This window comes from Bradyrhizobium sp. 138 (assembly GCF_023074075.1).
Classification (GTDB): Bacteria; Pseudomonadota; Alphaproteobacteria; order Rhizobiales; family Xanthobacteraceae; genus Bradyrhizobium.
Genome location: NZ_JADPKT010000091.1, coordinates 151,198 through 165,165 on the forward strand (window position 1 = coordinate 151,198; position 13,968 = coordinate 165,165).

The 13,968-nt window shown below is 60.4% G+C and carries 15 protein-coding genes and 1 pseudogene; 2 read left to right on the plus strand and 14 right to left on the minus strand.

Going from position 1 to position 13,968, the window contains the following annotated elements; all coding sequences use genetic code 11:
- Positions 1-12: 12 nt before the first annotated feature.
- The 11 genes from IVA79_RS32005 to IVA79_RS32055 form a co-directional block, all read right to left on the minus strand.
- Positions 13-372 (minus strand): hypothetical protein, encoded by a 360-nt coding sequence (locus IVA79_RS32005; protein ID WP_247560597.1) that lies wholly within the window; start codon positions 370-372, stop codon positions 13-15.
- A gap of 11 nt (positions 373-383) precedes the next feature.
- Positions 384-623: a nitrogen fixation protein NifZ gene (locus IVA79_RS32010; protein ID WP_247560598.1), complete on the minus strand. Its 240-nt coding sequence runs from the start codon at positions 621-623 to the stop codon at positions 384-386.
- Positions 620-940, minus strand: a complete 321-nt coding sequence (locus IVA79_RS32015; RefSeq protein ID WP_247560599.1) for a nitrogen fixation protein NifZ — start codon at positions 938-940, stop codon at positions 620-622. Before IVA79_RS32015 ends, IVA79_RS32010 begins: the two co-directional genes overlap by 4 nt.
- 1,114 nt (positions 941-2,054) lie before the next feature.
- Entirely contained in the window at positions 2,055-2,279 is a 225-nt protein-coding gene (locus IVA79_RS32020; protein ID WP_247560600.1) for a 4Fe-4S binding protein, read from the minus strand.
- A 17-nt stretch (positions 2,280-2,296) separates the two neighbouring features.
- Complete coding sequence (gene nifB / locus IVA79_RS32025; RefSeq protein WP_247560611.1) at positions 2,297-3,853, minus strand: nitrogenase cofactor biosynthesis protein NifB; 1,557 nt, start codon at positions 3,851-3,853, stop codon at positions 2,297-2,299.
- 636 nt (positions 3,854-4,489) lie between these two features.
- The gene (locus IVA79_RS32030) at positions 4,490-6,601 is read right to left on the minus strand and encodes a prolyl oligopeptidase family serine peptidase (RefSeq protein ID WP_247560613.1); all 2,112 of its coding nucleotides are present in this window, start codon (positions 6,599-6,601) and stop codon (positions 4,490-4,492) included.
- 21 nt (positions 6,602-6,622) lie between these two features.
- Positions 6,623-7,383 (minus strand): IS5 family transposase gene (locus IVA79_RS32035; protein WP_247560615.1). Its coding sequence is split into 2 segments (ribosomal slippage): positions 6,623-7,044 and positions 7,044-7,383, totalling 762 coding nucleotides; the frame shifts between segments, so codons are not numbered across the junction.
- 537 nt (positions 7,384-7,920) lie between these two features.
- Complete coding sequence (gene nifT / locus IVA79_RS32040; RefSeq protein WP_247279050.1) at positions 7,921-8,142, minus strand: putative nitrogen fixation protein NifT; 222 nt, start codon at positions 8,140-8,142, stop codon at positions 7,921-7,923.
- A complete protein-coding gene (gene nifS, locus IVA79_RS32045; RefSeq protein ID WP_247560627.1) occupies positions 8,139-9,332 on the minus strand; it encodes a cysteine desulfurase NifS in 1,194 nt (397 codons plus the stop codon). The genes nifT and nifS overlap by 4 nt, the downstream gene beginning before the upstream one ends.
- A gap of 18 nt (positions 9,333-9,350) precedes the next feature.
- Positions 9,351-9,644, minus strand: coding sequence for a NifU family protein (locus IVA79_RS32050; RefSeq protein WP_247560630.1), 294 nt, complete (start codon positions 9,642-9,644; stop codon positions 9,351-9,353).
- Positions 9,645-9,684: 40 nt separating this feature from the next.
- The gene (locus IVA79_RS32055) at positions 9,685-10,005 is read right to left on the minus strand and encodes an iron-sulfur cluster assembly accessory protein (RefSeq protein WP_247560632.1); all 321 of its coding nucleotides are present in this window, start codon (positions 10,003-10,005) and stop codon (positions 9,685-9,687) included.
- Between the two features lie 326 nt (positions 10,006-10,331).
- Between IVA79_RS32055 and IVA79_RS32060 the strand changes: the two genes are divergently transcribed.
- Both IVA79_RS32060 and IVA79_RS32065 read left to right on the plus strand, forming a co-directional pair.
- Positions 10,332-10,922, plus strand: a complete 591-nt coding sequence (locus tag IVA79_RS32060; RefSeq protein ID WP_247279047.1) for a hypothetical protein — start codon at positions 10,332-10,334, stop codon at positions 10,920-10,922.
- Positions 10,923-11,618: 696 nt separating this feature from the next.
- Positions 11,619-12,031 (plus strand): annotated as a pseudogene (locus tag IVA79_RS32065) (IS5 family transposase); the annotation flags it as partial.
- Positions 12,032-12,179: 148 nt separating this feature from the next.
- Here IVA79_RS32065 and IVA79_RS32070 read toward each other — a convergent pair.
- From IVA79_RS32070 to fni, 3 genes are all read right to left on the minus strand, one after another.
- Positions 12,180-12,464, minus strand: a complete 285-nt coding sequence (locus IVA79_RS32070) for a hypothetical protein (protein WP_247560634.1) — start codon at positions 12,462-12,464, stop codon at positions 12,180-12,182.
- A gap of 150 nt (positions 12,465-12,614) precedes the next feature.
- Complete coding sequence (locus IVA79_RS32075) at positions 12,615-12,752, minus strand: hypothetical protein (RefSeq protein ID WP_247560636.1); 138 nt, start codon at positions 12,750-12,752, stop codon at positions 12,615-12,617.
- Positions 12,753-12,879: 127 nt separating this feature from the next.
- Positions 12,880-13,929: a type 2 isopentenyl-diphosphate Delta-isomerase gene (fni, locus tag IVA79_RS32080; RefSeq protein ID WP_247560638.1), complete on the minus strand. Its 1,050-nt coding sequence runs from the start codon at positions 13,927-13,929 to the stop codon at positions 12,880-12,882.
- Positions 13,930-13,968 lie beyond the last annotated feature (39 nt).

Here is a 13,968-nt window from a genome sequence, read left to right on the forward strand (position 1 = left end):
TCTCCACCATCCTTATTGCCAGAACAAACGTTCAGGGTCGGCGTTCAGAACCGCTGTCGCCAAGCCAAGCCGTTGATGGGTCGAATGCCACTCCCAGACGCCCTTGCGGTGATCTTTGCGGAGCAGCTGCCATGCCGCCCCAGTCCTATCATGGTGCAGCAGCGCGACGTCGACGAGGCCGCCCTCCGCATTAATATTGCCTGAGCAGCACGGGCTCTCGACCAGATAGCCGCCAGCAACCGCTGTCACCTTTGGCGGGATATATCGGTAGTGCTCGCGCTTCGTCAGCGCGCGCACGATCCGCCACCGGTCTAGCTCGTTGGGATGCGCAGGCAATCCGGAATGATGTCGTCTGATGATTGCGGCGTTCATTGCGCGATATCCTAGACTGCAGAGATCTCTGCCTCGAGGCAGCCAACCACCAAGTGCTTGCCGAAGTCGACCATATAAATGGGTAGCTTCGCTTCCGTATGGCGACCGACCTGGACGATCTCACCAATGTACCCGACGCTGACCAGACACTCTTCCGCCGACGCGCCGGGAAAGGAACCGTCGTTGAGCAGATCGATTGCCGCCTTGACACGTTGGCCTGACCGGTATTTTGGCGATCTTGGTTCGATCATCGGGGTGCCGCTCCTGACAAGAACGGCTCCTCGCCTTCGTGGCTTGGCGTGACTAGATCGAGCTCCTTGCATTTCATGCCGACGCGATTGCCGGAGCCGAGGAATTCGACTCCATAGATATAAAATTGCTGCAGGAACGTGCCGATCGAGATGACATAGCCAAGCTCGCCTTTCTTGACCAGAACCTCACCGATCTCCTTGCCCACATAGGTGCCGTCGTTACGGATGGTGCGGTTGGCCCGCACTTTGTCACCATAATCAAAGAAGGGGGCGTCCGTCAGCTCGACGATGTCACTGTCACGGGCGATGTTGCTCATGCTGCCGTCCCTGTTCCATAGTTAACTGTGCCGCGCCTTGCAGGCCGCCCGGCCTTACGGACTACCCTATCATGATGCTCGATCAACTCCCTCCATTCCCGCACGGCGGCGCTTGCGATCACGGATTGCATGAGCCTGTCGGGATCCGGTGCAGCAACATCAACGCCCGCAACCTAAACTCCAGATGCTCGAGAGTATCGGTGAGCCCATGGTGATGTTGAAGAAGCCATCGACGCGGCACGCGCGTCTGCCATCGAGGGAGGCGTGCTTGAGCCGGCGGCGAGGCGCGTGCTTCAGCGCGGGATGCGCACAGCCGACAGAGTCGACCTGATTACCCCGGCAACCGATGGCATTGTGGACGTCATCACTCACGGTCCCGCCCATACGCTCGAGCGTGCCCAACAACACCTTGGCCCCAGCCTTGTCCGCGGGACAAAGCCCCAGCAGTCTCCCGACAGCTGCCGTCCTTCCCGAGTTGCCCGAGACGCATCTGCAAGTCGGCAATATGCGTTGAGCGAGAACAGGAAGACCCACACGAGGTGCTCTCATAGCAGCCGAATTCCGGCTTGGTGGCGCCCACCGCACAGGTGGCAGGAATTCGTTTCCGCATCACGTGATCCGGTGCGAACGCCTTGGCGTGGCGCAGGTGTACTTTCTGCACTTTCATCGAGGTGATAGGATAGCCCTGTTGCCCTGGGATGATGCTCGGCCGGCTCGACACCGTGCGACCAAGACAGGACTCGGCGAGGACGCCCTCTTTTGGATGACCAACTGAAGAAGGCCTCGGGCATGAATGTCGCCTGATCAACAATGGCTGCGGGTGCCTGGATTGATGTCGCGGAAGACGCGTCCGCTCTTCGTGGGCCCATCGGCGAAATCGATCCTCCACGCTCAAGACGGCGGCCTTCGGGCCGACAGGAATAGCTCGACGCGCTCCCGCCGACGTGCTCGTCGCTACAATATGACTTGGCAACTTGCGAAAACGTTTGCGACCAGGGCGAGCCGTCCACCTGGTCAGAGAAGGCGAAAGCCGCGACCGGCGCCTCGTCAAGGCGGAGCATCATCCGCCCGAGTTTCTGAACCTTTAGTGTCGTAGTGACATCCATCGTAGCCCTCAAGCAGACTCCTGGTGACGCGGCAGTGCCGTGTCGAGCACGCATGTATTGTCAACCGGGCAAACCGCCACGCACTGCGGCTCATCAAAGTAGGCGGCGCACTCGGTGCATTTCTCAGGATCGATTAGGAAAACGCCGGCTCGCTCGGAAATAGCGAAATTCGGGCATTGCGTTTCGCACGCCGAACAGCCCGTGCATTGCGAGGCGATGATCTTGAACGGCATTGTCTGAACCCATCCTCTCAGGCGGCGGAAATCAGCGCATTGCGGCGGGCCGCCGGATCGACCCGCTCAACGTGCTTGATCTTCCCCTCATTGACTTTATCGAGATAGAGTTTGAACCAGGCGATCGCCGAGCCATCAATGAACTCGTAGGCATACTGAGCGACCGGTTCGATTCCGGCCTTGATCAATTCGGCCTTCGGGCAGCCGCCGATCTTTGACACGAACACGGCATGACAATCGTTGATGGCGCCGATGGCGATTTCGAGCTTGCTGTCCTCGCCATGGCCGCCCTGGCAATAGGGATGAATAGGACGATGACCAACGAATTTTGCGCCCGAAGTCGAGAGCTCGTAGATCTGGAACTCCTTGGCGTGACCGAAGTGCTGGTTGATTAATCCCGAGCCCTTGGTTGCAACCGCCACCAGCACCTTGATTTCGCTGGACGCGCTGGCGAGCCCCGCAACCTGCTCCTGCTTGGCCGCGAGCTTTGCAATGCGCGCCTTCTCGACTTTGGCCTGATACTCCTTTCGGGCCTGCTCATCATATTTGATGTCCATGGCCATGATCTTTTCCATGGTGAACTCCGCGCCGCGGTCCTCCCCGAGTAGTCCGACGGCGTCGGCGCGGCACTGGCGACAGTGACGCATCATGTTCATCTCGCTTTCGCAGCTATCCTGCAATGCTGTCACTTCCTGTGCGGTCGGGCCGCGTTGCCCGCTGAGACCGAACACGGTGCCGTGCTCGGGCGACGAAATCAGCGGCATAACGTTATGCAGGAAGGCGCCGCGCGACTTCACGGCCTTGTTAACCTCAACCAGATGCTGATCGTTAATCCCGGGAATCATCACCGAGTTGACTTTGCACAGGATGCCGCGCGCGGTGAGCATCTCCAGGCCCTGGAGCTGCCGATTGCTGAGGATGCTTGCAGCTTCAATGCCTGTGTAGCGCTTGTGGCGGTGAAAGATCCAGGGATAGATCTTTGCGCCAATATCGGGATCGATCATGTTGATCGTGATCGTCACGTGATCGACCTTGAGTCTTGCGATCGTGTCGACATGATCAGCTAGCGCCAGGCCGTTCGTCGAGAGGCACAGCTTGAGATCTGGCGCGAGTTTATTGACGAGCTCGAACGTCTTGAATGTCTTGTCCGGATTCGCCAGGGGGTCGCCAGGGCCAGCAACGCCGACCACGCTCATCTGAGGGATCGCGGAAGCGACGGCCAGCACCTTCTTGGCGGCCTGCTCCGGCGTCAACTTCTCGCTGACAATGCCGGGGCGCGATTCGTTGGCGCAATCGTATTTACGATTACAGTAATTGCACTGGATATTGCAGGCGGGGGCGACCGCGACGTGCATGCGGGCATAATGGTGGTGCGCCTCCTCGCTGTAGCAGGGATGGCTCTTCACCTTTTCCCAGACCTCATTTGGCACATTGCCGATGCCGGCCTGAGATCCGCAGCTCGCCTTGCCGCTTCCACCGACCGTACCGCAGCTCTTGTGCTTAGCCATGACTTGCATGGTCTCGCTGATCTCGCCGCCGCCGCAGGATACCCGGTGTTGCGCTGAAGTACTCATTTTTCCAATTCTCTTCGCAAGTCGAATCCTTCCAGGCAAGCATCCCCAGAATCGTTTCTGAAAAGCCAAGAGCAACTGACGTGCCATACCTGCCACAAACGAATTTTTTGGTTCGCTTCAAGCAGTTAGATAACGCCTGCTCGAATGTCCGTTTTATCAACTCATGTTGGAAAGCTGACAGAAATTGCGATCACAAGAGCGCTGGCCGCGCTATGATGACAGCGGGTACGCTCTTCATCTATGCCCTTGGGCCAAGAGCATGGCGGCTGGTGTCGTTGGAAGTTGATCTTGTCGCCGAAATGTGACGCGTATGCAAAGCACAATCCGCAAAAGCCGTTCCGGAGCTTTGAAGGACAACTTGAACCGGCGATCCTACGTAGATGCAGACAAGAAGCAGCCCCCGTTACCGACCTATGTCGTGAAGATCACGCGGGCCTCCGCCCTGACACTCCGGAAGGCATTGTCGGGGTGAAGAGAAACGTCTGGTGGCCAGGGTGCCGGCGGCCACGAATTGGACCGTGCGTCCAAACGTTGGCTGGCATCTCGAAAAGGTCTTGCGGGTTTGGACGCCGATCAGATTCGTAAGGCTGCAGCCGCCTCGGTCGACATCGCACGAACTGCCGTCCAACAACTACGCTACGTCGCTGACGTCTCGGTATCCAGCCAGCCGATCCTGCTCTTCAGGAAACTCAGGCCCAGCACCAACAAGCTGGCGTGCTCCCTGTTGTCCTTGCCATAGCCGTGGCCGCCGGCGGCATGCTCGTAGAAATAAGCCTCATAGCCCATCGCCTGCAGCTTCGCTGCCATTTTGCGCGCATGTCCGGGATGGACGCGATCGTCCCGCCGCCTGGTGGCCATCAGGATCGGCGGATAGGACTGCCCGGGTCTTGCGGCATGATAGGCAGAATAGGTCTTCAGCCACTCCCACTCCTCAGCGTTATCGGGATCACCATATTCGGCGAGCCAGTTCGCCCCGGCGAGCAGTTTGGTGTAGCGGCGCATGTCGATCAGCGGGACGGTGCAGAACAGTGCGCCAAAGAGCCCGGGATATCGCGTTAGCATGTTGGTAATCAGGATACCGCCGTTCGATCCACTCTCGGCCCCGATCCGCTTGGCCTGTGTCACGCCGCGCTTAACGAGATCGGCGGCGACGGCTGCGAAATCGTCATGCGACAATCTCTTGCCGGCCAACCGGCCGGCGTCGTGCCAGCGCGTGCCGAACTCACCGCCGCCGCGTAAATTTGCCTGAACCGTGGTGCCGCCGCAGTGAAGCCAAAGCTTACCGAGCGCGGAATTGTAATACGGTTTCACCGAGATTCCAAACCCGCCATATCCGCTCAGATGGACCGGCGCGTTGCCGGTCTGTCTGACCGGGCCGGTCTGTAGGTAGGGAATTCGCTCACCGTCGATCGAGATGGCCTCGTGCCGCGTGACCACGCAGTGCTCCGCGGCAAACGTCTTCGGCGCCTGCTTCAGCACGGCGGGACTGCCAACGCCCCGCTCCATCAGGATGAGGGACGGCGGGGTGAGCGGATCCTCGACGTGAGCCAGCAAGTCGCCATTGCTCTCGGACGGATCGTGATCGAGAGACCAGATGTCGACCACGCCAAGATCAGGAAGCCCGCCCAATTCCTCGCGGTTCCAGCCATGATCGGATGGCGTGCAGATCTCGAAGACTGGCCGGAGTTCGTCGAGAATACAAAGCACAACCTTGCCCGCACTCCAAAAGAAGCTCTGCAGCGCACGGCGTCGGCCCGGCTCGAAGAGAATCTCGAACTGGCGGCTGCCCGCCAGGAATGCCGGCAGCGGGATGACGAGCACCGTATCCGCGGCATAGGTCTGCCCTGCCACAGACCAGGATTCGCGCGGCTTCAGGGCAAGCCAGTTGCGATGCGACCGCATCCAGATATTACTTGGCAAGTCGAGCCTCGTCTTGGCGCCCGTTTCATCGCCCAGCCAGACCACGCAATCGGAGACGTCTGTCGCATCGAGGAACCAGATCCTGGGCGGCACGACAGTGTCGTCAACACTGCAACCGACTGACACATGAGCGACCTTGATCTCAAAGATCACTGCCGCTTTGTCAACATGCGTACCACGCCGCCACAGCCTCACCGTGCGCGCATAGCCGGTGGTCGCGGCCATGCCATCGCCATGGGAGCTTAACAACACCAGCGTATCAGAATCGAGCCATACGCCGCTGCCTTTGGCTTCCGGCAAGCTAAAGCCATCGTGGACGAAGAGCTTCGTGTCTGAATCGAACTCGCGCAAAGTGACGGCATCGCTTCCGCCGCGCGATAGACTCAAGATCCATCGCGAGTGATTTCCAGGCGGTGCGGCCGTGGCGTTCAGAAGCCAGTCTTTGCCTTCGCTGACGGCAAGTTCATCGAGGTCGAGCAGAACGTCCCATGACGGCTTCAGCGTGCGATACTCTTTCAGAGTGGTTCGCCGCCAGAGGCCGCGTGGATTATTGGCGTCCCTCCACAGATTGTAGAGATACCCGCCGCGCCGGCTGACATAGGGGATATTGTCAGGTCGGTCGTAAATCGCTGTCAGCGCATCTCCGTCTCGTTCGGCTGCGGGTCCGCCAAACACCTCCAGGGTTCTGCTATTCTGCCGCTCGACGAAGTTCAGCGCCCGCGCGCCTTCGATCTGTTCCAACCATAGATAGGGATCATCGTCAGGAGCGGAGGGCGTTGGCCTTTCAGTTCGCGCGTCATCGACGCTCCTTGTCTGACCATGCTTCATTTACAACCTTAGGGTCCAGACTCAATTGAGCCAATATGCGACGAGAGCGGCGAGATGAACAGCGGCCAAGAAATTCCGGGCGAGCTTGTCATATCGTGTGGCGATGCGCCGGAAGTCCTTGAGCCGGCAAAAGCAGCGTTCGATGACATTGCGGCCTTTGTAGGCGCGTTTGTTGAAGCGATGGATGACGACACGGTTGGATTTATTGGGAATGACGGGCTTGGCGCCGTGTCTAGCGATTTCGGCGCGAAGGTTGTCACCGTCGTACCCTTTGTCTGCGAGAAGCGCGCTCATGGGTGGTGCGAGCGCCAGAACATCGGGCGCAGCAGCGATGTCGGCATCCTGACCTGGGGTCAGATGCAGGACAACCGGTCGGCAGAGCGGATCGCTCAGCGCATGGATCTTTGTCGTACGGCCTCCCCGCGAGCGGCCGATTGCCTGATTGTGCTCCCCCCTTTTCCGCCGGAGGCACACCGATGAGCTTTGATCGAAGTCGAGTCGAGCGACAGCACGACGGCATCTTTGCCAGGCTTAGCCAGTGCTTCAAAGATTGCGCACCATCGTTCGCGCTTAGCCCAGCGATTGAAGCGATTGTAGATCGTCGTGTAAGGACCGTATTCGCGCGGACAATCACGCCATCGCGCACCCGATTGCAGCATGTGAACGATGCCGCTGATGATGCGCCGGTCGTCGTCCCGATCCGGCCCCGTCAGCCCCGTCGGCAGATGAGGTTCGATACGAGCCCATTGCTTGTCATTCAGCCAAAACAAACCCGCACGCATTCTCTCGCCCCCGAATCAAGAACACCGAGGCAAGAGAATCACGTGGCGCTATTTAGGTACAGACCCTAGTCTTGACGCGTAGTTCGACTGATTCCAGGATTTGCATCGCGAACGTTGCATCAAGATTTGCAAGCTACGAGCTGGCCCGAGATTCAATCCTCTCGAAACTGAATCTTGCGGAGTTGCAGCAATTGGCCTGACGCTGTTAAGATGCGCGGAATGCAACGATCGGGCTGGCGATGTCAGCACAATGGGCCCTCGCGAGGGCCTTCCCATCAACGCCATCTCGCTGGCCCAACGCCTCAGTGCTGGCCTAGGCCGAGATATTGCGTGTGGCACCGCGCGTCGGCGCCATCTTGGTTCCCAAGGATGCGTCGAGCGCTTCCGGAGTCATCGGCACGCTCGGCTGGAACCTTCGGTCACGCCAAGCCAAAGCCAGAGAATGATGTGGCCTTCCTCGCAGGGGCCAAACCGCTCCGCCAAGAATAGCTTCCGCATCCGCCGGGTTGGCGAGGTTCTGTGGAGTCGCAGCATTCATCATTCGGTTGCTTCGCCGCCGCGCTTCTTGGCGTTGATAGTGATTGGAAGGATGGTGTCACTCGCCATCGCGGGTAGGTCGAGCACCCAGCCATTCGCGATTCGAATCCAACCACCCCACAGCGTCTCGTGCTCACATTCGACAATCGACTCCTCAAGATCCTTCTTGGGCACATAAATCGAAAGCCCCGTCTCGGGCGAACGGCGAATCATGACCTTCATAGGAGCTCCGCAGGTTGTGATCTCTCGCCCGCGCGCTCCTGACACGCACGCCACAAGGCTCTCTGTTTGGCATTGATGTCCGCCAGGACTTGCAGGACACGATCGATCTCATCCGCCGCCGTCTCGCGCGACAGCGAGAAGCGAACCGCACCGCGCAAAAAGGCCGGTGGTACTCTCATCGCGCGCAGGACATGGGACGGCTCCATCGAGCCGGACGCGCAGGCTGAACCGAGTGAGACGGCAATTCCGTTGCGGTTCAGGTGGTCGACGATGGCCTCTGCTTCGAGATGCTCGAATGCAATGTTAGACGTATTTGGCAAGCGGTTCTTGATATGACCAAGCACGATGCAACAGCCGAGAGCGAGAATGCCTTGCTCCAGCCGGTCGCGAAGGGCGCCAATCTGCATCTGCTCTTGTACGAGGTGTGCCGCAGCGAGCTCCGCCGCCTTGCCGAGCCCAATAATGCCCGGAACGTTTTGGGTGCCAGCGCGGCGATGCCGCTCCTGTGCGCCGCCGAAGATCAGCGGTCGGAACTTGATGTCCTTGCGCACATACAGCGCGCCGATCCCCTTCGGACCATGGAGCTTATGGCCGGAGAGCGACAGCATGTCGATGTCCGTGGTCTTCAGGTCAATCGGAATCCGCCCGACCGCCTGAACCGCGTCGGTGTGAAAGAGCGCGCCGACTGAGCGCGCCATCTTGGCGAGGGATTTCACCGGAAAGATCGTACCGGTCTCATTATTGGCCCACATGACCGAGGCGATTGACGTGCGCCTCGACAATGCGTTGCGATAAGCCTCGATGTTCAATCGGCCGCTTGCATCGACCGGAATGACGTGGGTCTTGATTCCTCGTCGGCCCAGGTCCTCGGCAAGGGACAGCACGGCTGGATGCTCAACGGCCGTTGTGACGATCTCGTCGCGTCTCTCCTGCACGGCGAGTGCGGACAGGATCGCTGTGTTGTCGGATTCGGTCGCGCCCGACGTGAAGACGATCTCGTGATCGAATGCCGCGCCAACGAGGGCCTGCAGCTTCTGGCGCGCTTGCTTCAATGCGGGCGCAACCTCAATGCCGAATGCATGCGCGGACGACGCATTGCCGAATTGCCCAGAGAAGAACGGCAGCATTGCCGCGACCACCAAAGGATGCGCACGGGTCGTCGCGTTGTTATCCAGGTAGATCGGCCGCACGGACTGTCCGCTCTGCACTTAAGGCCCCACTTCGGCAGCTCCGGGGAGCGGGATCAGGCGGACGAACTCGCCGAGCCACTCGATCAGGCGCGCCTGAATGGCCGCGAGCGTCGTTCCCGCAAGCTTGCATAACATGCAGGCGCCGGTGAGCCTGACCATGATCTTGTCGCCTTCGATTTCGACGAGCTCACAATCCCCACGATCACGCCTGAGGCTTGGCCGAATCTCATCCAGCACGGTGCGGACAATCCGCTCGCGATCGGAAGGCTCTGCAGTCGAAGACTGCTTCGTTCGTTCAGCCTTCAGGCCCATGTTCGATGCTCCTTCCAGTTACGAATGGGCCGAAGGCGGCTCAGCTGAACGATTTGCCGCAGGAGCAGCTCAATTTGGCATTTGGGTTATCGAAGCGGAACCCTGATCCTTCAAGCGACACCACGAAATCGATCGTGGTGCCGTTGAGATGCGCCCGGCTCGCCTTGTCGACGAAGACTTTGATCCCGTCTTGCTCGAACACGGGCTCATCGGAGACCGGCTCATGAGCAAGACCCATTTTGTATGTGAACCCTTGGCAACCGCCGCCTTCGACCATGACCCGCAAACCGCTTGCCGGCTGGGCTGTCGAGGAGATTGCGGCCTTCAGTGCGTTGATAGCGCTATCCGTTAGATTGATCATTTCTGGCTCGCTCTCAGTTTCTGTCGCGAGGCACAATTCGCAAATCCCATGCCAGTCGAGATGCAGCTGAAATCGATTGGTTTTGCAGGCAGCGACCATACGATTTGCGACCTGTCGGCTTTGCGACAGGCGGTTTTCCGGCGTCCCGGCCTCATCCGGCCGGGACCTCGTGATGGTGCCGGCACGTATTCATGCACATTGCGCCAAGCCGCCGCTTACGCTGTGCGTCGCTGCAGACACAGGCGCACGGCAAACAACTTGCATAAGGTTAGCGGACACGCCGCTTCGGCGATGAATGTACACGACAGATTGATGAGGAGCCTTCCATGACGTCGATCGACAACACCGCTCTTGGCCAGTTGGACAAGGAGGGGCGGTTGCTGAATGCGGTGCTTAAGACCGAGACAACGAAGTCGGGGAGATTTGGATTTCGGGGCGACATCGCGCTGAAGTTCCAAGCCCAGCTCGCCGACGAAAAGCGACCGCCGGACTATTCCATCGAACAAGTTCTTGCAATCGCGCAGGAAGGCGAACCGACCATCCCAGTCCTTGCCGGATATCTGCATTCCTTCGCCTATCTACCTCAGGCCGCGAAGGTTCTGGATGGCAGGCTGAGCCCCAAAGGCAGCTATTTCATGTTCTGCAACAACATTGATCTGCTCGCGAAGTACCGCACCAAGATAGGCGACATCACCTTCCGCATTCTGCCTTGCGACGAATCAACTGTATGGAAGGAGATGATGGACCTCGCCGGCGTCGACAAGAATGACATCAAGAAACTCGGTACGGCCGGTAGGCTCGACTACTTGCTCGACGCGGCCAAGGACATCGGTGGATCATACACGGAAATTTCATACGAGGACGGCCTGGCCAAAATGGAGCCGGTGAAGAACAGAAGCGAAAACCGCCCCGTCTGAGGCATCGCCTCAGACCCTCTCTCTCGCCAGCTCGACGACTATGCCGCAGAGAGAGCACTGCACCCGCTTCGCCGGGACTGGCTCTGACAAACCCTGGTGATGGACTTATCGGCCTACCTTTCGGGAGAGAACACACCGCCACCTCTGCTAAGCGTGTGTTGGTCAAGAGCACTGTCGTCAATTGCACCGAGGAGCGGCTGGCCGCGACGGTCCGGCTGACTGCATCCTGGGATCCGGACATTCCAGTGCTCATCGGTTCATGATCGCGGTCACATTTCAGAGGGCGGATCGACGATGTATGGATCGGCGTTCGCGCTGTGCGCCAGGCCTTTGCCACCTGCGTGGCGCAGAGATGTCGCGCGCCGATGCTCGCCAGCCGACAGTTGTCGACGAGCTGCGCCCATGGACGATGGAAACCGACCCGGGGATTGGGTAACGCGCAGGTTGCATCGCTCGAGAGAACCCAGCGAGCCAGCGTCGAGCGGTTTGCCTCGTACATGCAGTTCCGCAGGGCCTCAAAATGCGACGGCGGGGTGCCGGTCGATCGAGCCAAGCCAAGCGATAGCTGAGCAGACTTGGCCGCACGTCCCCAATGTCGTGAGAACGAAGCGAAGCTATGCAGAATGCCGCAACCGAAGCTGTCCCAGGACCTCTACCTAAATAGCGCCAGGTGATTCCCTCTCCAAGCGCTGGCCAATCGGCCGCCCGCGCGGAGGCCGCGCGACAAAAATCCATGCGCTGAGCGATCCGCTCTGCCGGCCGGTCGTCTTGCATCTGACCCGAGGCCAGAATGCCGATATCGCTGCGGCGCCCGATGTTCTGGCGCTCGGGCGGCCCATGAGCGCGCTCCTCGCTGACAAAGGGTATGACGGCGTCGACCTTCGCGGCGAAATTGTTCGTCGCGGCGCCAAGCCCGTCATCCCTAACAAATCCAACCGCGTTGTCATCCATCGCTTCAACAAATGCGCCTACAAAGACCGAAAGTCATCGAGCGCTGTTTTTGCAGGCTCAAAGACTTACGCCGCATCGCCACCCGATACGACAAGCTGGCGGGGAATTTCTTGGCCACTGTTCATCTCGCCGCTCTCGTCGCATATTGGCTCAATTGAGTCTGGCACCTTCGGCGCCTGCCGGTAGGGCAGCATGCTTCCTAGCCGCGCCGTCAGTTCCATCAGCTCCGGTGTCGCTCGATCGGGACAAATTGCACCGACCATCCCTGGACGGCATTCCCGGCACAGCATCCGGGGATTGCGAACCTCAACGGTGCCGCAGACGGTTCGGATCGGGCGTGTCGTGTAGTCCTTGACACGGTCGGAACGTATGGCACTCCGGGCAAAACCGGCGAAGAAGGGCATACGTCTCCGCCTCATGATTCACGACCGCGTTCTGCAGCGCTGCCATGATCTTCTTGCTATCGCCGATCGGCAAGCCGATGCCGCCGTCGAATAGGCTCTCCCAGCTCTTGTCTATGCGGACCTCCTGCCGGCATGTTTCACCAAACTCGTTCCGGCCCTCGATCGTAAGCGTCCATTCCACCGTCATCGCTTTGTCTCAAAACGATGCTGATGGACTGCTCGAGCCTAACAACCCGTGTTTGACCCCAGAGAAGTTACCGGTCTCCTTACGACCGACCGCGCATGACTGGGCGTCAATGCGGATCGCTACTCCTTCATTGCAATGGACTTGCACCATCTACTCCTTGCCGGTCTCCCGACGCACCTTGTTGCGACCCTTCAGGGGCTCAGCTCGTTCGGCTTGGCCGATCACCCCGATCAAAGCATCGACATAAGCGTCAAATGCGGCTTCACTCTGAGCTGTCCAGTCGGGCATCGCCGGGCGCTTCCCTGATCACGAAGCAGCACCCTACAAATCCGCGCCAGCGCGAATCCACCCGCATCCGCGACTTTCTGACTCAGTAAGACTAGGCGCCCGCCGCCACGTGCGGGCGACGCCGGCATCAACCGGCGGGCAGATGCGCCGAGGGCAACAAGCGCGCCTGACGCAACGCCGCCAGATCAGCCGAGCCGGTGCAGAAGCAGACGACGGCCAACTGGCGGATGACGATCTCGAAATGCGCGACAACCGCCTCGGTGGATACCGTAGCCGCGCGCAGCACGCCGGCCGCCTGCCCGGCGATGTCCGCGCCCAGGCGAATGGCCTTGGCTACGTCGACGCCGTCGCGGATTCCGCCCGACGCGATCAGCTTCACCGTTGGCAGCGCCCGACGTACCGCCTGCACGCTGGCCGGGGTCGGAATCCCCCAATCGGCGAACGCCATCGTCACTGCACGGTCGCCGGCATCGCGGGCGCGCTCGCCCTCCACCGCGGCCCAACTGGTGCCGCCGGCGCCGGCAACATCGATCACCGCCACGCCCGCCTCGACGAGCGCACAGGCCACCGAGGCGGACAGGCCCGAGCCCACTTCCTTGGCCACGATCGGCACGCCCACGCTGCGCGCGGCGCGAGCGATCTGCGCCAGGACGCCGCGCCAGTCGCGGTCGCCCTCCGGCTGTACCGCTTCCTGCAGCGGATTGAGATGGATGATGAGTCCATCGGCCTCCAGCGCATCCACCGCCCGGCGCGCCAGGTCCAGGCCGTCGGTCTCGCGCAGTTGCGCAGCGCCGATATTGGCCAGCAAGGGAATGTCTGGGGCCAGGCGGCGCAGCGCGCGCGTCAGCCCCTGGGAGTTGCGGGATTGCAGGCTCACGCGCTGCGAACCGACGCACATGGCGATCCCCAAGACTTGCGCTGCCTCGCTCAGATGCCGGTTGATGGCCTCGGCGCGTGACGTGCCGCCGGTCATGGAGCTGATCAGCAGCGGCGCGCGCATGGTCTTGCCCAGCAGCGAGGCGCGCAGGTCGATCTGCGTCAGGTCCAACTCGGGCAATGCGCAGTGTTCGAAACGGATGTACCCCCAGCCGGCGGCAACCGTGGCCGGCGCCGTTCGCCGATCCAGCACGATGTCCAGATGGTCGTCCTTGCGCCGGCTCAGGGCGGTGTCGCTCATGCTCGCTCCCTCCGTCGCATCGGGCGACGGCGTTGCGTC